The organism is Ulvibacter antarcticus (assembly GCF_003688405.1).
In the GTDB taxonomy this organism is placed as follows: Bacteria; Bacteroidota; Bacteroidia; order Flavobacteriales; family Flavobacteriaceae; genus Ulvibacter; species Ulvibacter antarcticus.
The window spans coordinates 885361-909434 of sequence record NZ_REFC01000011.1 but is presented as its reverse complement, the minus strand read 5'-3'; the positions used below and the strand labels follow the sequence as shown (position 1 = coordinate 909434).

The window sequence follows — 24074 nt, the reverse complement described above, 5'->3', positions numbered from 1 at the left end:
TGATCACTGAAAACTGACCACTGATCACTGATAACTAAATACTGAATACTGAACACTAAAAATATGAGCTACTTAGACGCTACACACGACCTTTATAAAGAAGCAGCACTTACTCCCGATGTTGGGCTTTGCTGCACTACCAATCCTATTTGGGAGCTTCCCGGACTTAAGATCCCTAAGATTATGCAGGAAATGAATTATGGATGCGGAAGCACCGTAAATGCACGTGATCTAACCAACAATCCGAAAACCCTGTATGTTGGTGTTGGCGGCGGAATGGAATTGTTACAGTTCGCCTATTTTAATCGTCAGAAAGGCGGTGTAGTGGGTGTCGATGTGGTAGATGAAATGCTAGAAGCTTCGCGTAAAAACTTTGTACAAGCGGAGGAAATGAATGCTTGGTTTAAAAGTGAATTCGTGGATCTTAAAAAAGGAGATGCGCTTAACTTACCTGTGGAGGACAATTCGATCGATGTTGCTGCTCAAAATTGCTTATTTAATATCTTTAAAGCTGAAGATCTTAAAAAAGCCATTGAAGAAATGTACCGGGTACTCAAACCTCACGGAAGATTGGTAATGAGCGATCCTACCTGCGAACAACCAATGAATGAAACGCTTCGCAATGACGCGAGACTTCGTGCTCTCTGTCTTAGCGGAAGCTTACCAATCGCAGAATATGTTAAGGCACTTACCGATGCAGGCTTCGGAACTATAGAGATTAGAGCAAGAAAGCCATATCGTATTCTCGATCCTAAAAACTATCCTACAGACGAGTTGATTTATATTGAATCCATCGAAGTAGCGGCTATTAAAGACCCTATGCCTGAAGATGGCCCTTGTATCTTTACAGGAAAAGCAGCTATTTATTATGGAGATCAGGATTATTTTGACGACAATTTAGGTCATATTTTGCTTAAAAATCAGCCACTGGCAATTTGTGATAAAACAGCTGGAGCGCTTCAAAGTCTTGGTAGAGATGATATTTATTTCAGTGAATCTACCTTTCATTACGATGGAGGGGGTTGCTGCTAAATTGAAGTAAAGGAATGAACCAAATCTCGGATTTGATAAAACCGGAAGCATTTTTTTTCCGTAGATAAATAAACACCTAACTACATGATCTTTGCTCTCCTTTTTGTCGCTGCCTGTTTTCTTGCATTTAGCAATGGTGCAAACGACAATTTTAAAGGAGTTGCTACATTATTTGGATCAAAGACTACCAATTATAAAAAAGCAATTATTTGGGCTACCGTAACCACTTTTGCGGGCTCAGTAGCTGCAATATTCTTAGCCGGCACTTTGGTTAAGAACTTTTCAGGAAAAGGACTTGTACCAGACACTCTGATTCAAAATCCGGTCTTTGCCATTTCAATAGCTTTAGGTGCAGCATTAACAGTGCTGTTAGCAACAAAAATAGGAATGCCAATTTCTACTACTCATGGATTGGTTGGCGCGTTATTTGGCGCAGGTGTAGTAGCAATAGGAGCCGATTTCAACTTTGCTAAACTAGGAAAGACATTTCTCCTTCCGTTAATTCTGAGTCCATTAATGGCAGCAGTATTAAGTCTAATTGCCTATCTGATATTTAGAAAGCTTCGGAAAAAACTAGGGGTTTCCAAAAAAAGTTGTGTTTGTGTGACTGAAGAATCCATTTCACCTGCTTTTGTAGGTTCTGAAAACAGTTTACAATTCAAGTCCAATCTCAAAGTCTCCGCCTGTAAAAAAGGCTGTGTTCAAAGTTATAATGGGGAGCTCATGGGAATTACCTCTCAAAAAGTATTGGACACACTTCATTTTCTTAGTGCGGGAGTTGTGAGTTTTGCAAGAGGTCTTAATGATACCCCAAAAATCGTTGGCTTACTTATTATAATTAACACCATAGATATTGAATGGGGAATGATAGCCGTAGCAATAACTATGGCAGTAGGTGGTTTGCTTAACGCAAAGAAAGTAGGAATTACAATGAGTAAGAAGATCACACCAATGAATCATGGTCAAGGATTTACTGCCAATATGATAACCGGCTTATTGGTTACCACAGCCAGTATTCATGGCTTGCCGGTTTCCACTACGCATGTATCAGTAGGTTCGATTTTTGGTATTGGTACTGCAACCAAAAAGGCCGATCCTAAAATGATTTCCAAAATTCTTCTCTCTTGGGTGCTTACCCTTCCCATTGCTGCATTACTAAGTGGTATCCTTTTCAAAGTTCTAAACAGTTTTTTGTAATTTTAAGGTCTTAAGAGCGACCAGTACTTAAGATTATATATGGAAAAATATTTCGACATTTTTAAAGATTCATATTCAGGATATTGGAACTACCTGCTTAGCGAGATCACACGTTTTCACTGGGAAAATTATTTCTACGGACTCATTCTTGTTTCCTTGATTGTTTGGGGATTGGAGCTATTATTTCCATGGCGTAAGCAGCAGAAAATATTCCGAAAAGACTTCTGGCTGGATACCTTCTATATGTTTTTTAATTTTTTTCTTCTGAATCTGATAGTCCTAATTTTCCTTTCAAATACGGCTGAAGCTTTTTTCAATGACATCCTTGGTCTCGTAGATTTGCATGTCTCTAATTTCCAATTATTTGAAGTGAACAAACTGCCATTTGGCATTGGATTATTAGCCTTCTTTCTTATTTCAGATTTCGTACAGTGGAATACGCATAGACTATTGCACCGAGTTCCTTTTCTTTGGAATTTTCACAAGGTACACCATTCAGTAAAAGAAATGGGATTTGCGGCGCATCTAAGATATCATTGGATGGAACCCATTGTATATAAGTCAATACTTTATATTCCTATTGCCATTATTGGCGGCTTCAATATTGATGATGTAGCCATTGTGCATTTTTTCGCTTTAACCGTTGGACATCTAAATCATGCCAATCTGGGATGGGATTACGGTCCCTTCAAATATATCTTCAACAATCCGAAGATGCATATCTGGCATCATGCTAAAGTCTTGCCAAAACATACAAAATACGGTGTTAACTATGGCTTAACTTTAAGTATTTGGGACTATCTTTTCAAAACCAATCATGTTCCCCATAATGGGCGTGATATTGAACTAGGATTCCATGGAGACGAAAGCTTTCCGAAGAAATTTATACAGCAGGAAATTTATCCTATCAAAACCAATAATTGAGCTTGTACGTAAATATGTGTAAACCTCAATATAACATCATAATTATGAAAATTGCAATAAATACATTCGTTTTACTATCCCTCCTATATACTCTTAATAGTTGTAGTCTTACTACAGCAGCAGGAATTACCAGCGGAGGTCAACCCACCAAAGAAGTTACTGAAAATCTTACATCAACTACTGCAAATTCGGCAGTAAACCTAGATCATGGTGAATGGAATACGCTACTTAAAAAATATGTAAATAAAGAAGGTTTTGTGGATTACAAGGGATTTCAAAGTGAGCGAAAGGCTTTGGATTCATATTTAACGAAATTATCATCATTCGACCCCAATAATGAGTGGAGTACTCAAGAGCTGCTAGCCTACTACATCAACCTTTATAACGCATATACCGTTGATCTCATTCTGGACAACTACCCTACAAAAAGTATAAAAGATATTAGCGGAGCATTCACTAAAGCATTTATTCCCATTGGAAATCGGAATCTTTCCTTGGGAGGGGTAGAAAATGGGGTGCTTCGGAAGATGAACGAACCCAGAATACATTTTGCTATCAACTGCGCATCTTATTCATGTCCTAAATTATTGAATGAAGCTTTTACGGCATCAAAAATAAATGAGCAATTGGAGCGTGTGACGGTGGAATTTATTAATAGTGATAAAAATGACCTTAACCCTACAAATCCAAAATTCTCTAAGATTTTTGATTTCTACACCAAAGATTTTAAAGTAAATGGGGAGCCTGATCTAATTGGATATGTGAACCAATACGCTAAAACGAAGGTGAATTCGAATGCTCCAATAAACTTCAAGGAATACGACTGGAATTTAAACGAACAAAAATAAGTGGCGACTGTCAATCAATGTCTGCGAAGCATATAATTTGTAAGTTTACGCCATGATTTCTATCGTAATCCCCGTATTGAATGAAGCTGCGAATATTATTAAGCTTCTTGATCATCTTTCTGAAAGTGTTTCAGAGCGGGACGATATAGAAATTATTGTGGTGGATGGCGGGAGTTCTGATCAAACACCCTTATTAGTAAGTCGTTTTTCTGAAACATCCAAATTAGCGATCCAACTTTTAACTTCAGAAAAGGGAAGAGCAAAGCAATTGAATGTTGGAGCTACAAAAGCCAAAGGATCTATTCTATATTTTTTACATTCAGATTCCTTCCCTCCTCAAAACTTTGATACCTATATTAAGGATGAGGTAGAAAAAGGCAATCTGGCCGGATGCTTCAAAATGAAGTTTAATAGCAACCATTGGTGGCTGCGGCTAGCAGGATGGTTTACAAAATTTTCCTGGCGTGCCTGTCGCGGTGGAGATCAATCTCAATTTATTACTAAAGAGTTGTTCAATGAAATTGGCGGATACGATGAGTCCTTTATTATATATGAGGATAATATTTTGATTAATGAGTTGTATACCAGAAATCAATATACAGTAATCCAACATTGTTTAACCACTTCAGCGCGTTTGTATGAAGAAAAAGGTGTCTGGAACATTCAATACCACTTTCTGATTATTTATGTTAAGAAATGGCTGGGTGCAGATGCAGAGGAACTCTATGCCTATTATTGCAATCATGTTCGGACTAAAAAAATTTCCGGGCAACCAAGTCCTTCCGAAGCATTAATCAATAAGTAAGATACTGAATTGTTGAAAATTACATTTCCGAAGCCATAAGAATACAAGCTCAAACCTCACAATATCTTCATATTAGCGTTTTTTTATAAAATATTTCCCTTCGGAAACTACCATATCTAATCAAAACAATGCAATTCATAGTATTTGTCCATGCTTTTAAACGAGTAATTCTACCATTCAACAAATAATTTGTTTTTTATCGATTATTATTTACACTTTATCGTAAATATCTAATAATCTTATGTTTAGTGTAGGAAATCACTTGCATGATTATAAGATTATGCCTTACATTTGACTTGTAGGAAATTTCTTATGACAGTTGTAAAAATTCGAAACCTACCGAATTAATTATAACACTAGAAAAACAAGAAACTCCTGTAAAAACTTAATTATCAAACTTATGAAAAACCCAAATCATAAAATAGTAAGCTTACTCTTCGGAATGTTTATTTCCATATCAGTAACTGCACAAGTTGGAATAGGTACTACCAACCCTCAAGGTGCTTTAGATATTAGTAGCGCAAACGGTGGTTTAGTAGTTCCAAGAACAAATCTATTGAGCATCGCAGATATATTGACAATTGCTAATCCATTAGGTGGTGGTCCTGTGAAAGGGACTGTAGTTTACAACCTTGGATCTCTTATTACTGAAGGCTTTTACGTTTTTAACGGTCTTACATGGGAGATTTTAAAAAACTCTGACACCAATACATATTTAGGAGCAAATGATCAAACCCTTACAGGAAATAGAACCATTGATTTAAACTATTTTAATTTGGACTTTAACGTAGCTAATAATGGTACTAACGGTGTTACAATAGATACTGACATGCTTTCACTTTCCAGAGATGGAGGTAATTCTGGTGATGGCTTAATAAGCTCAAGAGGTGGAATGGCATTTAATATTGACAACAACAATAATAACACAAACGACAACGAATATTTCTCATGGGGACAAGATGGAGCATTAGATGAAGGTACAGGAGATTCTAGCTACGAGGAATATATGCGTTTAAACAACACAGGTTTAGGGATTGGTATTGAGCCACAGTATGCACTTCACGTTAAAGAAACTACCGAAAATGTGAACATCGCTAAATTTGAATCACCAGAATTTCCAATGTTTGCCGGATTTATTATTGAAGATACAGGTGGTAACAACACCTCAAGATTTGCAATTACACCAGGAAATATCGCCAATAATGGAAGTGCTGCATTAGCAGGTGTTGGCGCAAACAATGCTAATGGTAAGAACTCCGTGACATTTGATATTGAAGGTTCTACCTTTGATGTCTACACCTTTATGGAAGGGGTAATTCGCCCGGGTTTCAATAATCTTACAAGCCTTGGAACTGCAAATCACAGGTTTACGAATCTGTATTTAGTGAATAGTCCGAACACATCTTCAGATATCAGACTTAAAGAAAATATAGTTGAAACCACTTACGGACTAGAAACAGTTCTTAAAGTGACACCAGTTTCTTACGAGTTAATCGATGATGTTACAAATAAGGTGCATTTAGGATTTAAGGCTCAGCAAATTCAGGAATTAGTTCCAGAAATCGTTGAGGCTGCAGAAGGAACAGGAATGTTAAGTGTTGCTTATTCTGAAATGATACCGGTACTTACAAAAGCGATTCAGGAATTAAATGCCAAAGTAGATCGCCTTATCGAAGAAAATAATACGCTAAGAGCACAAAGTAGTGGTTTATCAAGTTCTCTAAGAGAATAATTATTGAGGAGTAATTATTTTTCGTAGTAAGCCCGTCGGATATTATTTTCGGCGGGTTTATTTATTGGAGTAAATTGTAATTTCTTAAAATTACCACCATTGAATGATAATTTATATATCTATTCAATTAAATTTCATTAATAAGATTTGTTTAACAAATTTTATGATATTTTAAACAGTGCTTTTACGATTTTGGCTGTATTTTTCAGAAAATAACTAATCTAAAAGCTATGAACATTTTTGAAGCCATCCGTGATGATCACGATATACAGAGAGATTTATGTAAAAGGATCCTTGCAACTGAAGGAAAATCGAAAGATCGCAAACAACTCTTTGAAGCCTTAAAGTCTGAACTCCATGCACATGAAGATGCAGAAGAACGTCATTTTTATTCTCCATTAATACATAATGATATGATGCAGGTGCACGCCAGACACGGTATTGCAGAACATCACGAAATTGACGAATTAATTGAAAAGGTAGAAGAAGCCGACATGGAGACTTCCGCTTGGCTGACCTATGCTAAACAACTTTGCGAAAAAGTAGAACATCACCTGGAAGAGGAAGAGCATACATTTTTTCAGTTGGCAGGGAAAGTCTTCAATGAGACTCAAAAAAAATCACTTGCAAAGGAATATCAAGCTTTGATGAAGGAAAAAAGGTAACACCTAAAGTTATTTTTGATAAAATTGTCGAATCATATTTTCGGCTGGTTTATTCTGTGGTGTAAATTGCGAATTTTCAATTCCACCAACCTTGTTATGGTCAATAAACCATTTCCATAGAAACCCTCCGGCGAACCAAGATTCAGACCAAACTTCTTCATATAACGCTTGCGTAGTATTTACCTGCGCCTCAAGATTAACAGTAGTCATGGAACGATCACTTTTCCATGGTTCCTTCCCTGCATAATCCACAGAACGATATCCATACTCTGCAAACAGAATTTGTCTTTGTTCTTTTTCTGAAAACGCTTTCAGTTCCTCTTTCCAGCGCATCCATCCAATTTTACATTCTTCCAAACTTGGTGTTTTTGATTCTGAAACCGGAAAATAAGCGTCTATTCCAACATAGTCCAAAGACTTCCAAAATGGCACCCTTTTATACTCATCCCAATTGGCGGCATAGGTTAGTTTCCCTTTGTAAACCGCACGTATATTTTTTATAAGTTGCTCCCAATATTCGGGTCGGTGCTCAATAAATTTTTCCAATTCCGTTCCAATACAGAACATATCCACTTGAGACTCTTCTGCCAGCTTCGCAAAATCCAAGATGAAAGAGGAATATGTTTTTTCTAATAGTGTCCAAGCTTCTTCATTTTCCATCTTTACATTTCCCGTATATTCTCCTTTCGATACCCAAATTTGAGGTTTCAACATGACCTTTATTTTATTATGATGCAACAAGTCAACGTATTGTTTCACACCGATAAAAGTCTCACCAAACCATTGTCTATTGGCATTGTAAGCAAGTTCGGGATGGTCGAGGCTTCGTATAAATCCAAAAGGCATCACGGCCGCATAATTCGCATTAAGATCTAACACAGGCTTAATATGATCTTGTTGCAAAGTATCTCCTGCAGCAACAAAACTTATTCCATTGATTTTATGTTGTTTTGAAATTTCCTTTGCTTCCCCCTGAGCACAGCTATAAAACAAGGGTATGCATATAAGTAGTAAAATTAAAGGATGCCTTATAATCATGAAGGTTTTTTTAGCTTCGGAAAAATACAATTTATTCCGGAAGTCAGACGTCTAGATAGTGAGAGAATAAACTTTTAAGTTTTTTCTTCGGAAAAAATAAAGAATCTTCTGAAGCTTTTTACATGGAGTAAAATTTTGAAACGAAGCGAAGTTGTGCTTCCACTGCCTGACGTTCACTACATGAGCGAACATCAGGCGGGAAGTCTGTTTGTAAATGTTTTATTTAGAATTTAAACGCCAATCGTAAGAATAGTAGGTTACCTCAGCATTTTCAGAAAGCTTCTTTTTCATATAACGGTTTAAAAAATCTACCTCTGAACTTCCATTCTGCGTAAAATCTTCTTTATACCATTTGAAGATTTCAGAGATCGACACACCACCATCTGACACTCTTATAAACGAACTATTATTTATCGCTTTTATTGTCTGCTGTTCCAGTAATTTTTCAATATTATTGGGTGTATATGCTTCTGAAATGAGTGGCGGACAACCTTTCGCACCACATACCAACACAAAGTGAAAACGTGCATCCTCAAAATTTGCTCGAAGCATCTTGTTTTCGATATCATTTAAAGTAATGCTCTTTCCTCCTAAGTTGTATGTCGTGGCATCGAAAAATCCTTTTTTATCTAAAGGAGAGGCAATTGGGTAATTGTCGATGATTCCTTTAATTACCGCGAGATTATATGCATTGATCCAAAAGGCCTGATACTCTTTTGTATTAGAAAGAGGAACTTTAGATGTCTCTGCCTGTTTGAGCAAATTATTAAGTGTTTCCGGATTCTTATAAATCCCGTTGTAATCAACCTTTCCATCAATTACATTCGATTGGAAAAAAGCGGTTCCATCCTGAAAAAAAGCATCCGAAACTTGTGCGTCGGCTTCAGAAAAACTGAAAGCGAAAAAAATTACTGTCAATAAAAGATATCGTTTCATATAAATATTAATTGTTGTCTATGTCGCAATTGTTTCCGAAGTACTTACAAAAAACATTCCCTTTATTATTCCTAAATGATAATGGTGTTGGTGTAATTCCGTAACTTGAAGTTCGACATACTACACAATCTTTTCAATTTATGGAGCACATCGTTATAATTGGCAATGGAATTGCAGGAGTTACTGCCGCCCGGCATATTCGAAAACTTTCAGACAAAAAAATCACCATTATTTCGGCAGAAGCAGATCACTTTTTCTCACGAACTGCTCTTATGTATGTATATATGGGGCATATGAGGTGGCGCGATATTGAACCTTACGAAAAAGGATTTTGGAAAAAAAACCGCCTCGAACTGAAGAAAGGCCTAGTAAAGAACGTAGATACAGCATCTAAAACACTTCAATTTTCTGAAGCTGACTCCATGAACTACGACAAACTAATCATCGCCTGTGGATCGGTAACAAACACTTTTGGGTGGGAAGGGCTCGATCTAAATGGCGTTGGAGGAATGGTTTCTAAACAAGATCTGGAAGACATAGAAAAGTTTGCGCCAAATAATAAAGAATGTCCAAATGCGGTCATTGTAGGAGGAGGACTAATTGGTGTAGAACTCGCAGAAATGCTCCGAACCCGGAATATTCATGTCACTATGTTGGTACGGGAAAATGCCTTTTGGACCAACGCCTTACCCGCTGGAGAGGCCGAAATGCTCTCCCGACATATACAATCGCACGGCGTTCACCTTAGACACGAAACTAATCTTGATAAAATTATTGGCGATGAAAATGGAAATGTAAAAGGGGTTATTCTAAAAGAAGGACAGGAAGAAATTCCTTGTAAATTCGTGGGAATTACCACCGGAGTAAAGCCTAATATTCAATTCCTAAAAGATTCGGGGATAGATACCGATCGAGGGATCTTGGTGAATAGAAAACTTGAGACAAATGTTGAAGATGTCTTTGCTATTGGAGACTGTGCTCAACAAAGGCAAACCATTGGAAACCGTGCGCCGGTTGAAGCAGTATGGTATACCGGAAGAATGATGGGAGAAGCTCTTGCTCAAACTATTTGTGGAAAATCCTTCGAATACAATCCTGGGCATTGGTTTAATAGTGCCAAATTTTTCGATATTGAATATCAGACCTACGGTTGGGTTCAACCTAAAGACAGAAGAAAAGATTCTGAGGCACAGTTCCACTGGAAATGTACTAGTGACCAACGCTGTATTACAGTTTCATATCATAAAGAAACTGGTGAGTTTTTGGGTATAAATACCTTCGGAATTAGAATGAAACATGAAGTGATGGACCAATGGTTAAACGAAAAACGTTCTATCGACTTCGTAATAGAAAATCTGAAGCAGGCCAATTTTGACCCTGAGTTTTACAAAAAATATGAAAGTGAAATTCTTTCAGAATTTAAACAAAATCAACCTATAACCACATAATATGAGCGCAATCCAACGAAATATGTCTTTAACTGGCGAACCGCCTAAGTCGATCAATACATTGCAGAAGATTGCCACATTGATTGGTCTTAGTGGATTGGTGATAATTTTACTAGCAGGTTTCAATCTTGAATTCCCGAACAAACCATTGTGGTTATGGGTAGCTTTATTCGCAATTACTGCAGGTATTGTACTTTTCGCAAAAGGTGCTTATGCCAACAAACATGAGGGGATAAAAAACGACGGAATTTGGTTTAAATCCATTACCAGCCGCGGATATTTGGCATGGGTAACAGGAATCTTGCTCACAAGCTTTTACATAGTTCTATACTTTTTCCCTCAATTTCTTGGTCTCAATGAAAAAGGGGATAATACAGGTATCATTTCCTTTTTCGATCCACTAAGCAAGATGTTAAGCGGCAATCCCGCAAGTCAGTGGTTTGTGTATGGAACTTTATATACCGTTGCTATTTTTTCCTTCGGAATTAAATTTATCTGGAAATATCGAAATAATCGCTACGAAAAGATACGAACCATAAGTGTGATGTTTTTCCAAACTGCCTTTGCTTTTTTAATCCCGGAATTCATGGCTCGGATGAATAGTGATAGTTTTAACTTACCGTATTATGATCTAAAAAATATCTGGCCGCTCAACTATTACAATTTCGAACAATACAGGGTCGATTCTTTCATTTCTTCGGGAGATGTTGGTATTGGCTTGCTCATTTTTGGTGTCATTTCCATATTCGTGATCACCCCGATCCTAACCTATAAATATGGTAAAAGATGGTACTGTAGCTGGGTATGTGGTTGTGGAGGTCTTGCCGAAACCGCGGGTGATTCATTTAGACAATTAAGTGATAAAAGTGAAAGTGCTTGGAAAATTGAGCGATGGGTAATTCATAGTGTTTTGGTTTTTGTGGTTGTGATGACAACTGCGGTTATTTCAACGTATTTAGGCTATGATTCTGAAAAATACTGGTTGACAAAAGACATCTTTCTAATTGGGGTTGCGGTATTTCTTACCGTTCTTTTTGCCGGAATCTGGTTCTTCAAAAGAGAGGAACTTAAAAAAGATGCACGATATGGTGCAATTGGCTACCTGGTGATTATCCTTGCCTTAATGGGAATGCATTTTACAACAGGAAAAACACTCTTCCTTTTTGAAGCAGAAACTTTACGTCAATCTTACGGATTTCTAATTGGAGCTATTTTTAGCGGTGTTATTGGCACAGGATTTTATCCCATCTTCGGAAGCAGAGTTTGGTGCCGATTTGGTTGCCCAATGGCGGCTGTACTTGGTATGCAGCAACGCTTGTTTTCCAAGTTCAGAATTACAACAAATGGCGGGCAATGTATTTCATGTGGAAATTGCTCGACCTATTGTGAAATGGGAATAGATGTTCGTGCTTATGCACAAAAAGGTGAGAATATAGTACGTTCAAGCTGCGTTGGATGCGGAATTTGCTCGGCAGTTTGCCCAAGAGGAGTTTTAAAGCTTGAAAATGGTCCTCTGGAAGGACGAATTAAAGGAAATGACATTTTATTAGGGAACGATGTGAATTTAATGGAATATGTAAATAACTAGAAGGTAAATTTCAATTTGCATCAATTGTTAGTTGGAGCATAATTTTCGTCTAACAACAGAGAAATTTTAGTAATCATATTTTAACGATATTCGCAGCTCGATATCCCGGATACAAATTTATTAATGAAATACATCATTAAAGTCATAATTCCAGCCTACAACGAAGCAGCATCGATTGGAAAAGTAATAAACGATATCCCTGAAATCGTTGATGAAATAATTGTCATTAGTAATAATTCTACTGATGAGACCGAGAATGTAGCCAAAGCAGCGGGAGCAACGGTACTTTCCGAAGAAAAAAAAGGATATGGCCATGCCTGTTTGAAGGGAATGGATTATATCGCACAACAAAAATTACCGCCAGACATAGTAGTATTTCTAGACGGAGATTATAGCGATTATCCCGAAAAACTTACCGATATCGTAGCTCCTATAATAAACTCTGACTATGACTTTGTAATTGGTGCACGCACAAGGAAATTACGTGAGAAAGGATCAATGACATTACCACAGCTTTTTGGAAACTGGCTTGCAACATCATTAATGACATTGTTTTTTGGCTCCCGATTTACCGACTTAGGTCCCTTTCGAGCTATCAAGTACAATAAATTGATCACATTGGAAATGGAAGACAAGACCTATGGTTGGACCGTTGAGATGCAATTGAAGGCACTTAAGCGAAAATATAGATATATCGAAGTGGCTGTGCCTTACAGGAACAGAATAGGTGTTTCAAAAGTTTCAGGTACGGTAAAAGGTGCTATATTTGCAGGCGTTAAAATCCTGGGTTGGATTTTTAAATACAGCTTTAAAAAATGATATTAGAGTGGATCATAATTTGTGTTTATTCTATCGCGCTTATACTTATTTTTCTGTATTCGCTGGCGCAACTCAACCTGCTCTTTAATTACCTCAGTGCCCGAAAAAAGGCGGATGATTGTCCGAAATTCGACCTTAACGATCCAGATGAAATTCCTTATGTAACGATTCAACTCCCTGTTTATAACGAGTTGTACGTTATGGAGCGCTTACTTAATAACATTTCGGAACTTGATTATCCGAAGGATAAATTAGAAATTCAGGTTCTGGACGATTCTACCGACGAATCTTTTGCTTCAACCAAAGCTCAGATTAAAGAGTTGCAAGCAACGGGACTGGACATTCAACATATTACTCGCGAGAATCGCAATAATTTTAAAGCTGGAGCTCTAAAAGAAGGACTTAAAATCGCCAAAGGTGAGTTTATTGCAATTTTTGATGCCGACTTCCTTCCGAAGAAAAACTGGTTAAAAAACACCATTTTATACTTCAAAGATCCTGAAATAGGAGTAGTACAAACCCGATGGGGGCATTTAAACAGAGACTACTCCATCCTTACACGTGTACAGGCATTTGCCTTGGACGCACATTTTACACTCGAGCAAGTAGGCCGAAACAGCAAAGGGCATTTTATCAATTTTAATGGTACAGCCGGTGTCTGGAGAAAAAAATGCATTCTTGACGCAGGTAATTGGGAAGGTGACACTCTTACAGAAGACCTCGATCTTAGCTATCGTGCCCAATTAAAACACTGGAAGTTTAAATATCTGGAACAGGTAGAAACTCCGGCCGAATTGCCGGTGGTAATAAGTGCTGCACGATCTCAGCAATTTCGATGGAATAAAGGTGGCGCAGAAAATTTCCAAAAAATGGCTGGAAGAGTAATTAAAAATGAAGACCTCCCATTTAAAACCAAAGTACACGGCTTACTACATTTACTAAACAGCACCATGTTTCTAAATGTACTTATCGTTGGAATTTTAAGCATCCCTATGCTTTATATCAAAAATGAGTACGAACATCTTAAAGTATACTTTTATGTAATGAGTTTTTTCGTACTAAGTACAATAATATTCTTTATCTGCTACTGGTTTATGTATAAAATCATGTACGGTGGCGGCTTTAAAATGTTCCTTAAATACACTGGAATGTTCTTCACATTCTTTTCGATTGCCATGGGCTTTTCACTTCATAATTCCATCGCTGTTTTTGAAGGGCACATTGGTAAGAAAAGTGAATTTATTCGAACTCCTAAATTTAATATTGGAGCCTTAAAAGACAGCTGGAAAGACAATAAATACTTAACAAAAAACATCTCCCCCAATGTGATTTTTGAAGGTGTGTTGATGCTATATTTCGGCTTCGGAATGTACAGTGCTTTCGTAGTAGGTGATCAAGGTGGAGATTTCGGACTCTTCCCCTTTCATTTGATGCTTTTTATTGGCTTTGGTTTCGTTTTTTTTAAGAGCCTCACTTCCAAAATTTAAAAGAAATAAATTTAGTCTATATTTGCCCACTGATAGCAAAGCCCCCAAACGCTTGTAATCAATATAACGATGCCCCTCGTTTTGATACATACAAGACTACTTATGGTATGTTCTGTTTTTTTGATTTGCTCCTTACTGAGCGCTCAAAAAAATGAGACACCACTCTCAATTGCTAAAACTTCAACACATCAAATCGAACTTAGACATGATAACGATTTTTTCGTTTTCAGAGACCGCTACTATACAACTGGTAGTTTTATCACCTATAGAAATGCTTTAAAAAACAGTAGTTTTTCAAATGGAAAAGAACAACTGGAAATAGCAATTTTACAACAATACTACACTCCCAATAATATCAAATCAAATAAAGTAGAAGATTTCGATCGTCCCTATGTAGGTTACCTCGGAATAAGCACCGGATGGTCGTTTGCAGGAAACTCGGAATTCTTATTATTTAAAGTCGGAACGGGAATGATGGGTCCCATTGCCGGCGCTGAAGAATTTCAAGGTCTCTTCCATAGTTCGGGTGGTATAGATACACCCCCTTGGGCAGCGCAAATAAAAAACAGCGTCCATATAAATTTTCAAACTACCTATGCAAAAGAATGGCAATTGGCTTTAAATCCTATGAGTGTGCGAATTGCATTAAAGCCTTCGTTGGCATTTGGAACTAAGGACATCTATCTACAACCGGAAGCTGTTCTCTATTTTGGTAAAAGAAACCCTATAACTAGCAGCTCTGCATACAATCAAATCGGGGTTCTAGATCGGGAGTTTTATTTTTCGTTTGGGGCAGCTTATCGCAGGGTTTTACATAATTCATTGCTTGAAGGACATCCACGCCATGATTCTTCTGTGTTTTTGGTAGAAGCTGAAAAGGGATTAGTATTATTTAACTACGAGTTCGTATACAGAGCAGGTCGTAATACTTATAAACTAGCACAAAATTATGTGTCGAAAGAATCTGAAGCTACAAAAGCGCATATCACCTTCGGATTTATTATCGCCAGGAGTTTTTAAACTGTACTAAAATGTTACTGCAAATTCCATAGTCTTACCATCTCGCTCAACGGTCACGACCGTACTATCTCCACTTTCAAATTTCGCAAGAGCTTTCATATAGCCCATCATATCGGGGGTTTTGTTTTTTCCTAATTGCACAACAACATCACCTTTTATAAGTCCAGCTTTCTGCGCTGGTTTGTCATCACTAACACCATCAATCCGCATTCCCTTTCCAGTATAAAGATAATCCGGAACAACTCCTAATGCAACCTTAAATCGAGGAGCATCCTCGCTTTCGTTTTTCGTTTTTCTGAAAACCAATTTCCCAACTTTATCCAGATCGGAAACAATGGCAAAAATATAATCAGAAACCAGCTGCATCCCCTTATAATTAAGCTTCTCCGAATCATCCCCTGGCTTGTGATAATCGCTGTGCTGTCCGGTAAAAAAATGCAATACAGGTATATCCGACAAATAAAAAGAGGTATGATCACTTGGCCCTATTCCGGATTCATGCTCTGCTATTTTGAGACTTCCTTTGTTTGCGAATAAAACCTGTTTAAATATAGGAGACGTACCTACGCCGTGAACCGCAAGGGTATTCTCGTCGTTTAGCCGTCCTACCATATCCATGTTAAGCATATAACTAACTTTTTTTGTGTCGATCGTAGGGTTCTTTAAAAAGTAATTCGACCCTAATAGACCCATTTCTTCACCTGAAAAGGCGATAAACAAATAATTCTTGGAATTAAGATGGGCAGATCCGGTCTTACCCTTTGGAGCATCGTTATTTGAAATTAATCTCTTTACAATATCCAACATAACGGCAACACCACTGGCATTATCATCGGCTCCGTTATGAATTTCGGAACCTTCCCTAAACAAGGATCCATCGCCTCCCATGCCCAAATGATCGTAATGTGCACCAATAATAACCGTGTTTTCGGCATTATTATCAATATATCCAATAACATTGGTGCCAGTAAGCGTGCTATCAAGCCCTATTTCTGTGTACTCAGCCTGTTCGTGGGGATTCTTACTTAATCGAAATGTAAAAGTCTGAGTATATGTTCCCATATTTCCCTTAGGCTTCAGACCCAATTCCCTAAATCTTTTTTCAATATAAGAGGCTGCCATCAACTCTTCTCGCGTTCCGGTTTGTCTACCTTTTAGACTGTCATTGGCCAGAATATAGACATCATCCTTCATTCCAATTTCTTTCTTGATCTGGGTATCTTTACAGGAAGCAAGGATGAGGGCAATAAAAACTATCATTAATGAACGCATATTCCTATTTTTGTACAAAATTACATATTTATGAGAGTGATTCCCGTTATTTTAGCCATGTTACTGGTATTTTCATGTAAAAATGCTTCAGAAGAACAAAACACGACTATAAACACTTCCGAAGAGACACAACAAACTACGCAAAAAACCGCGAAAGACAGCTTGATTTATCCGGAAGAAATTCACTTCAAGTCGATTCGTCAAATCACTTTCGGTGGTGATAATGCAGAAGCTTATTGGAGTTTTGATGATAAGCAATTGGTATTTCAGTCAAATTTTAACGAATGGGGATTGGAATGTGATCAAATGTTTTTAATGAATGCTTCGGAAAACTTCGCGAATTCAAAACCACCAATGATTAGTACCGGGAAAGGACGTACAACCTGTGCTTACTTCCTTCCCGACAATAAGCATTTCGTATATGGTTCCACACATTTAACTGACGACAATTGTCCTGAAGTTCCGCTTCGGAAAAATGGAAAATATGTATGGCCAGTATACGATTCATTCGACATTTTTGTAGCAGATTTGGAAGGAAATATCACCGGTCAGCTTACCAATGAACCTGGTTATGATGCTGAAGCAACCGTTTCACCAAAAGGAGATAAAATAGTTTTTACTTCTATGCGAAGTGGTGATTTGGAGTTATATACAATGAATTTGGACGGTAGTGACGTGCAACAGATTACCGACGAACTTGGGTATGATGGCGGCGCTTTCTTCTCACCAGATGGCACTCAACTTATCTTTAGATCATCTAGACCTAAAACTCCCGAAGCTATTAAAGAATACAAAGATCTTTTGGCACAAGGGCTGGTACAACCCACAGAAATGGAACTCTATATTTGTAATGCAGATGGTAGTGAACTAAGGCAACTCACTAATCTTGGAAACGCCAATTGGAGCCCGTTTTTTCATCCTTCTGGTAAAAAAATTCTGTTCTCTAGTAACTTTGAATCCGAACGCGGATTTCCTTTTAATCTTTATCTTATTGACCTTGACGGAAAAAATCTGGAACGCATAACACATGGAGAAACCTTCGACGCCTTCCCAGTATTTTCGAGCGATGGAAAATATCTTGCTTTCTCTTCCAATCGTAATAATGGAGGCGGAAGAGATACCAACCTATTTATTGCAGAATGGCAGGACTAATAAGTTTCGCACAAGCCAAATCTCATGATCACTATGGCCACTCTTTTTGGATCTAAGCGACTTCTCATATTATTTGCAGTAATTGCTGCGTTATTATACGCGCTATTTGGTTACGATCTAGTTCGCAGTGACTTTACGAACTTAATCACAATCTATTCACTGTTATTTTTAATTAGCTACCTTCTCATAGAAAGATCAGGGAAGAATTTCGGGGTCTTAGTCATTGCAGGAATCGTTTTTCGTTTGGTTTTGCTATTTGTTCTTCCTAATTTATCGCAGGATTTTTATCGATTTCTATGGGATGGAAGATTGCTTATTGAAGGAATTAATCCTTATTCATTTACGCCTCAAATGTATATGGAAAGCTCTGTAACGGGATTTAATAGTTCAGGCTTTCTTATCTCTCAGGCAGGCGAGTTATACCAAGGCATGGGCAATCTAAATGGAAGTCATTTTAGCAACTATCCTCCTGTTAATCAGTTGTTTTTTGCCATTGCCGGATTTTTCTTCGGAAAAAGTATTATGGGTTCGGTTGTCTTACTCAAACTAATGTTGCTGCTTGCAGATCTAGGTATTTTGTACTTCGGAAAAAAACTCCTTGAAGTCTTAAATCTTCCTGTAAAAAACATATTCTGGTATTTTCTCAATCCATTTATTATCATCGAATTTTGCGGAAACCTTCATTTTGAAGGAGTGATGCTCTTCTTCGTTATCTGGTCGATTTATTTATTGCACAGAGGGAAATGGGTTTGGGCAGCAATATTGCTGGGCGTATCTGTTTCAGTGAAACTCCTTCCATTACTGTTTCTACCCTTACTATTTCACTATTTTTTAAAGAATGAGCCTTCGAAAAAGCTAGGTATTTCAAAGCTTGTACCCTTCTATATTATTACCATCGCCATAGTAATTCTCACATTTCTGCCATTTCTAACTACGCTTGCAATCGGGAGTGGCAATGGACAATCCTTATCGGTTATTTCAAACTTTTCCCAATCTATAGCTCTCTGGTTTCAGAATTTCGAATTTAATGCCAGTATCTATTATATAATAAGATGGGTTGGCTTTGAAATTGTGGGTTGGAATATCATCGGCACCGTTGGAAAAATACTTCCTATTATCACTTTACTGTTCACATTAGGACTTGCATTTTTCAGAAAAAACAACACCACTCAACAACTTATAAACGCGATGCTCTTTGCGGTATCTTTCTATTTTTTATTGTCCACCACTGTACATCCGTGGTATATCGCAACACCCTTGCTACTTTCGATTTTTACCAAGTATAAATTTCCGATAGTGTGGAGTTTTGTGGTTTTTTTAAGTTATTCGGCTTATGGAGCGAACGGATTTTCTGAAAATCTATGGTTGGTTGCCCTCGAATACACTATAATAATCCCTTTTGCCTTGTGGGAAATTTTTGATCCTCACAGGCATTCGAAAAATGAATTATCATGATTATAAGTCCTTACGATTTGAAAATAGAATTGTCCGCCGAAAAGCATTTAAATTCTATTACATAGCCGTTTGGATCTTTAATAAAATACGATTGATGCTCCCCATTTTGATCGTATAAAAAAAGAGTTTTATCAATATGAATATGCGCTTTGAGCTTTTCATACAAATTGTTCCACTCTGTTTTATCCATGATTACTCCAAAATGAAAAGATGGCAGCACGGTCTTTTCAAACATATAATTGGGATATTCAAAATTAAATTTTCCCGATTTTGTAAACGTGATCTGATGTCCAAAAAGATTGACATCCACCCAATTTTTTGCCTTACGACCAATGGTGGCTCCAATAATTTTATTGTAGAAATTTTCTGTTGCCTCAATATGCATACAAGGCAATGAAACGTGAAATTTATTTTCCATACCCAAGTGTTTAAGATGTAATTAAATTACAAAATCTTTGTCACAAAAAGGTCAATGATCTCAACGAAAATTAGAATGATAATGATCCATTCTAACGTACTGCTTTCTTTATGGTCCCAAATGTCCTTAAACAATTCGAGGTTTTCCTTAGTAATTGCAATGCTATCCTGAATATTCCGATAACGATTTTTAAGATCGAAGGTCAGTTTTAAATCATTATCCAATTTTGCCAATCGCTCATCTTGCCAGGTAAGATCGGGAGAATCGAAAATATACATATTCTCGTAGATACCGTTTTTAACGTTCATAATTCTTCCAATTAGCATTTTCAACTTCTTTTTGGAGATGTATATACGTCCTTTGTCTTCTAATGTTTTTGTATGTACACTCGCCTCTTCTAACATTAATCCGGTCACTTCGGCGTAGCGATCTAAAGCCACCGATTGAGAGGTATGTAGCATAATAAGACGTATCATTTCCTCGTCGAAACTAGGAATTGTAACGCTGTCGAAATTTACTTTTACTATCTTTTCTGAAATATTTACCGAAATATCTTCAGATAGAGAATCACTTACATTTTCTTTTCCGAAGGGAGAAATCTGTCCAATAATCTCTTCTACTTCCGAAGCTTTTACATTAAAGAAACTAACAATTCCGAATTGAAAAACGTAGAAATATTGCTCTTCATTCAATTTATAAAAAAGCTCATCACTGTCGCCAAAAAGCAACGTAGCTTTAAATTTATTCCGCACCGCCTTGATGTTAACACTTTGGGCGATATGATACGATTGAACACTGTACATAGTTTAGCAGCTATTCGATATAACTAGGCTGCAAACCGAATTAAAATTCAATTCGCAGCCTAATATTATTTCTACATATCGAGTAAATAAGCAAAAATAAGTGGTGCCACTATAGTCGCATCACTTTCTATAATAAACTTAGGAGTATGAATATCAAGTTTACCCCATGTTATTTTTTCATTAGGCACCGCTCCAGAATAACTTCCGTAACTCGTAGTTGAATCACTTATCTGACAAAAATAACTCCAGAAAGGAGTGTCTGTTCTTTCCATATCCTGATACAACATTGGCACAACACAAATCGGGAAATCCCCTGCTATACCTCCACCTATCTGAAAAAACCCTATTCCTTTCGATGAGTTTTCTGTATACCAATCTGCCAGAAAAGTCATATACTCAATACCACTTTTCATGGTAGAAGCCTTCAATTCTCCTTTAAGAACATAGCTTGCAAAGATATTTCCCATCGTACTGTCTTCCCATCCCGGGCAGATAATTGGGAGATTTTTTTCGGCTGCAGCATACATCCATGAATCTTTCAAATCGATTTCGTAATGCTGTTCTAATACACCACTTAGCAAAAGTTTGTACATATACTCATGTGGTAAATAGCGCTCCCCTTTTGCTTCGGCATCCATCCAGATTTTCACGATGTGCTCCTGAATTCTTCTAAATGCTTCTTCCTCCGGAATACAAGTGTCGGTAACCCGATTAAGGCCTTTTTCTAATAATTCCCATTCATCCTGAGGAGTAAGATCTCTATAATTTGGTACTCGCTTATAATGGGAATGTGCTACTAAATTCATGATATCCTCCTCCAGATTTGCTCCTGTACAAGAAATAATCTGCACCTTATCCTGACGTATCATTTCGGCAAATATTTTTCCCAGTTCCGCGGTACTCATTGCACCAGCTAATGACACCAACATTTTAGCACCATTGTTTAACTGTTCCTCATAACCTTTTGCAGCATCAACTAATGCAGCAGCATTAAAGTGTAAATAATATTTTTGAATAAATTCTGAAATCGCACCTTTAGTACTCATCTTCTTCGTCGTTTAATTTTGATACTCCTTTTTTGGCATCGTTAAAATTACTGTCGTATTCTTGATCCTCTTCAGTTTCAGAGAATTTATAACTCAACATTTTATAATATAGTTTGGCAGCTAAAAAATCGGAAGATTTATCGGCTTCATTTGGGCACAACTCGACAATATCGAATCCCACCACATTTCTTTCCTTAAAAACCTGTTTCAGAAATGCTAAGGTTTCATACCAAAACAAACCACCTGGTTCTGGAGTTCCCGTTGATGGCATGATTGAAGGATCTAAAGCATCAAGATCGAAAGTAATAAACACATTATCTCCCAAGGCTTCAATTACATTATCCATCCAGTACTCATCTGTCGCCATATCATGTGCAAACCAAGTCTTTTCAGGATCCATCACCCTTTTTTCAGCCACATCCATAGAACGGATTCCCACTTGAATTAAATTCGTGTTCTGACTTGCCTCATAAACGGCACAGGCGTGATTGCAGGAAGTACCTTGATACTCCTTGCGCAAATCGGCATGTGCGTCAATATGAAGCACCGTAAGGTCGTCGAAACACTCGTTAAAGGCTCTAATGGTACCAATAGATATACTATGTTCGCCACCAAAAACTGTAACGAACTTATTTTTGATAATATGTTCCTTTGTCACATTGTGAACTGCTTCAACTACTGCTTCAGGTGAAGATTTCTCAGTCACCGGATCTGCCAGGTAGATTCCTTGTAAATATACTTCACTCTCTGTTTCAATATCGTAAAGTTCCATGTTTTCCGAAGCATGTAAAAAGGCATCCGGGCCTTTATCTGCTCCTTTTTGGAAGGTACTGGTCCCATCGTAAGGAACCGGAATTAATACGATTTTTGAAGTTTCCAGGGCCGCATTTTTCTGCGGGATGCCTGCGTACGTCTTAGTGCTCATAACCTAAAATGTTTAGCAATTGCTCGCTTGTTTGTTGATTTGCAAATAATTTTGTCGTGATGTTTCCATCAGCATCTCTATCAATTAATATATGCTTTGGGGAAGGAATTAAACAGTGTTGCAAACCGCCAAATCCGCCAATAGTTTCCTGATACGCCCCGGTATTGAAAAAGCCGATATAAAGTGGTTTTTCTTTTTTAAACTTCGGAAGGTAAATTGCCGCCATATGTTGCTCACTATTATAATAATCGTCACTATCGCAGGTAAGTCCGCCTAGTAAAACACGCTCATACTCGTCGTTCCAGCGATTTACCGCCATCATTATAAAACGCTTGCTAATTGCCCATGTATCGGGCAAGGTTGTAATAAATGACGAATTGATCATATTCCATTTTTCACGGTCATTCTGTTGCTTCTGGTATAGCACTTCATAAATAGCACCTCCACTTTCGCCTACTGTAAAGCTACCAAATTCTGTAAAAATATTGGGCACTTTTACATCTGCTTCCTCGCAAGTGATATTGATCTGATTGATAATTTCATCAATCATATACTGGTAATCGTAATCGAATGCCAGCGAATTTTTTATAGGAAATCCACCGCCAATATTCAGGCTATCGAGGCTGGGGCAAATCTTTTTAAGATTGGTGTATACCTTCAAACATTTTACCAACTCATTCCAGTAATACGCAGTATCGCGGATACCTGTATTTATAAAGAAGTGAAGCATTTTTAGTTCCACGTTCTTATTTGTTTCTATCTGATTTCGATAAAAAGGTACAATGTTTTTATAACCAATTCCCAATCGTGAAGTATAAAATTCGAATTTTGGTTCCTCTTCCGAAGCGATTCGAATTCCAACCTTAAATTTTCCTTTTATCCCTTCTGAAAGCAAACCGATTTCTTCATAATTATCGATAATTGGAATGCAATTTTTATGACCATTATTGATAAGCCTTGTGATGTTTTTCACATATTGATCTCTTTTAAAACCATTGCAAATCACAAATGTTTTATCGGTAATTTTTCCTTCTAACTTTAGGTTTTCGACGATATCAATATCGAAAGCTGAAGAAGTCTCGATATGAATATCATTTTTCAATGCTTCATGAAGGACGTGTTTAAAATGTGAACTTTTGGTACAATAACAATAATTATAAGTTCCCGAATAATCATTCTTTTTAATGGCTTCTTCAAACCAATGCTTAGCTCTGTGTATATTTTCGGAGATTTTCGGCAGATATGTAAACTTTAAAGGAGCGCCATATTCAGAAACAAGTTCCATAAGGTCGATCCCGTGAAAAGTTAGGGAATTCCCGTTTAAATTGAACTCCTCCTGCGGAAAATCATAGGTTTGATTGATTAAATCAATGTATTTGGTATTCATGAGAAAAATTAAGTGAGTAATATAAAAATTAAATCCCTTTTGGGTTTCGGTTTATAAAATAACGTAAAATAAGTGTA

General features: G+C 37.2%; 22 protein-coding genes. 14 read left to right on the top strand and 8 right to left on the bottom strand.

All coding sequences use genetic code 11. From position 1 onward, the window contains the following. Positions 1 to 63: 63 nt before the first annotated feature. From arsM to BXY75_RS04310, 7 genes are all read left to right on the top strand, one after another. Positions 64 to 1032, top strand: a complete 969-nt coding sequence (arsM, locus tag BXY75_RS04340; RefSeq protein WP_121906460.1) for an arsenosugar biosynthesis arsenite methyltransferase ArsM — start codon at positions 64 to 66, stop codon at positions 1030 to 1032. An 84-nt stretch (positions 1033 to 1116) separates the two neighbouring features. Beyond that, positions 1117 to 2229 (top strand): inorganic phosphate transporter, encoded by a 1113-nt coding sequence (locus BXY75_RS04335; protein WP_121906459.1) that lies wholly within the window; start codon positions 1117 to 1119, stop codon positions 2227 to 2229. Between the two features lie 39 nt (positions 2230 to 2268). After that, positions 2269 to 3153 carry a sterol desaturase family protein gene (locus BXY75_RS04330; RefSeq protein ID WP_121906458.1) on the top strand — a complete coding sequence of 295 codons (885 nt, stop codon included), beginning with the start codon at positions 2269 to 2271 and terminating at the stop codon, positions 3151 to 3153. A 44-nt stretch (positions 3154 to 3197) separates the two neighbouring features. After that, positions 3198 to 4001: a DUF547 domain-containing protein gene (locus BXY75_RS04325; RefSeq protein ID WP_121906607.1), complete on the top strand. Its 804-nt coding sequence runs from the start codon at positions 3198 to 3200 to the stop codon at positions 3999 to 4001. A gap of 52 nt (positions 4002 to 4053) precedes the next feature. After that, entirely contained in the window at positions 4054 to 4806 is a 753-nt protein-coding gene (locus BXY75_RS04320) for a TIGR04283 family arsenosugar biosynthesis glycosyltransferase (RefSeq protein ID WP_121906457.1), read from the top strand. A 400-nt stretch (positions 4807 to 5206) separates the two neighbouring features. Then, positions 5207 to 6538: a tail fiber domain-containing protein gene (locus BXY75_RS04315; RefSeq protein WP_121906456.1), complete on the top strand. Its 1332-nt coding sequence runs from the start codon at positions 5207 to 5209 to the stop codon at positions 6536 to 6538. A gap of 230 nt (positions 6539 to 6768) precedes the next feature. After that, complete coding sequence (locus BXY75_RS04310) at positions 6769 to 7203, top strand: hemerythrin domain-containing protein (protein ID WP_121906455.1); 435 nt, start codon at positions 6769 to 6771, stop codon at positions 7201 to 7203. A gap of 9 nt (positions 7204 to 7212) precedes the next feature. On the opposite strand, the gene BXY75_RS04305 is transcribed toward BXY75_RS04310, so the two are convergent. Further along, positions 7213 to 8241: a glycoside hydrolase family 113 gene (locus BXY75_RS04305; RefSeq protein WP_245962912.1), complete on the bottom strand. Its 1029-nt coding sequence runs from the start codon at positions 8239 to 8241 to the stop codon at positions 7213 to 7215. Positions 8242 to 8460: 219 nt separating this feature from the next. Then, positions 8461 to 9177, bottom strand: coding sequence for a DUF547 domain-containing protein (locus tag BXY75_RS04300; protein ID WP_121906454.1), 717 nt, complete (start codon positions 9175 to 9177; stop codon positions 8461 to 8463). A gap of 140 nt (positions 9178 to 9317) precedes the next feature. On the opposite strand from BXY75_RS04300, the gene BXY75_RS04295 reads away from it, so the two are divergent. The 5 genes from BXY75_RS04295 to BXY75_RS04275 all read left to right on the top strand — a co-directional run bounded on the left by BXY75_RS04295 (position 9318) and on the right by BXY75_RS04275 (position 15539). Then, on the top strand, positions 9318 to 10625 hold the full coding sequence (locus tag BXY75_RS04295) for an NAD(P)/FAD-dependent oxidoreductase (protein WP_121906453.1): 1308 nt from the start codon (positions 9318 to 9320) through the stop codon (positions 10623 to 10625). 1 nt (position 10626) lies between these two features. Beyond that, a complete protein-coding gene (locus BXY75_RS04290; protein WP_121906452.1) occupies positions 10627 to 12213 on the top strand; it encodes a 4Fe-4S binding protein in 1587 nt (528 codons plus the stop codon). Positions 12214 to 12336: 123 nt separating this feature from the next. Continuing rightward, the gene (locus tag BXY75_RS04285) at positions 12337 to 13032 is read left to right on the top strand and encodes a glycosyltransferase family 2 protein (RefSeq protein ID WP_121906451.1); all 696 of its coding nucleotides are present in this window, start codon (positions 12337 to 12339) and stop codon (positions 13030 to 13032) included. Then, positions 13029 to 14519 (top strand): cellulose synthase family protein, encoded by a 1491-nt coding sequence (locus BXY75_RS04280; RefSeq protein WP_121906450.1) that lies wholly within the window; start codon positions 13029 to 13031, stop codon positions 14517 to 14519. Before BXY75_RS04285 ends, BXY75_RS04280 begins: the two co-directional genes overlap by 4 nt. Positions 14520 to 14639: 120 nt before the next feature. Continuing rightward, positions 14640 to 15539 (top strand): lipid A-modifier LpxR family protein, encoded by a 900-nt coding sequence (locus tag BXY75_RS04275; RefSeq protein ID WP_170152843.1) that lies wholly within the window; start codon positions 14640 to 14642, stop codon positions 15537 to 15539. 6 nt (positions 15540 to 15545) lie between these two features. On the opposite strand, the gene BXY75_RS04270 is transcribed toward BXY75_RS04275, so the two are convergent. After that, positions 15546 to 16811 (bottom strand): M28 family peptidase, encoded by a 1266-nt coding sequence (locus BXY75_RS04270; protein WP_121906448.1) that lies wholly within the window; start codon positions 16809 to 16811, stop codon positions 15546 to 15548. Between the two features lie 30 nt (positions 16812 to 16841). Between BXY75_RS04270 and BXY75_RS04265 the strand changes: the two genes are divergently transcribed. Together BXY75_RS04265 and BXY75_RS04260 are read left to right on the top strand one after the other, a co-directional pair. Further along, a complete protein-coding gene (locus BXY75_RS04265) occupies positions 16842 to 17963 on the top strand; it encodes a TolB family protein (RefSeq protein WP_121906447.1) in 1122 nt (373 codons plus the stop codon). A gap of 33 nt (positions 17964 to 17996) precedes the next feature. Next, positions 17997 to 19418 carry a mannosyltransferase gene (locus BXY75_RS04260; RefSeq protein ID WP_245962911.1) on the top strand — a complete coding sequence of 474 codons (1422 nt, stop codon included), beginning with the start codon at positions 17997 to 17999 and terminating at the stop codon, positions 19416 to 19418. 10 nt (positions 19419 to 19428) lie between these two features. Here BXY75_RS04260 and BXY75_RS04255 read toward each other — a convergent pair whose 3' ends face one another. From BXY75_RS04255 to BXY75_RS04235, 5 genes are all read right to left on the bottom strand, one after another. After that, positions 19429 to 19836, bottom strand: coding sequence for a VOC family protein (locus BXY75_RS04255; RefSeq protein WP_121906445.1), 408 nt, complete (start codon positions 19834 to 19836; stop codon positions 19429 to 19431). A 26-nt stretch (positions 19837 to 19862) separates the two neighbouring features. Next, positions 19863 to 20639 carry an RMD1 family protein gene (locus tag BXY75_RS04250; RefSeq protein WP_121906444.1) on the bottom strand — a complete coding sequence of 259 codons (777 nt, stop codon included), beginning with the start codon at positions 20637 to 20639 and terminating at the stop codon, positions 19863 to 19865. Positions 20640 to 20710: 71 nt separating this feature from the next. Further along, the gene (locus BXY75_RS04245) at positions 20711 to 21685 is read right to left on the bottom strand and encodes a deoxyhypusine synthase family protein (protein ID WP_121906443.1); all 975 of its coding nucleotides are present in this window, start codon (positions 21683 to 21685) and stop codon (positions 20711 to 20713) included. Beyond that, entirely contained in the window at positions 21675 to 22610 is a 936-nt protein-coding gene (gene speB, locus BXY75_RS04240) for an agmatinase (protein ID WP_121906442.1), read from the bottom strand. The genes BXY75_RS04245 and speB overlap by 11 nt, the downstream gene beginning before the upstream one ends. Further along, positions 22600 to 23997, bottom strand: a complete 1398-nt coding sequence (locus BXY75_RS04235) for a type III PLP-dependent enzyme domain-containing protein (RefSeq protein ID WP_121906441.1) — start codon at positions 23995 to 23997, stop codon at positions 22600 to 22602. Before BXY75_RS04235 ends, speB begins: the two co-directional genes overlap by 11 nt. Between the last annotated feature and the right edge of the window lie 77 nt (positions 23998 to 24074).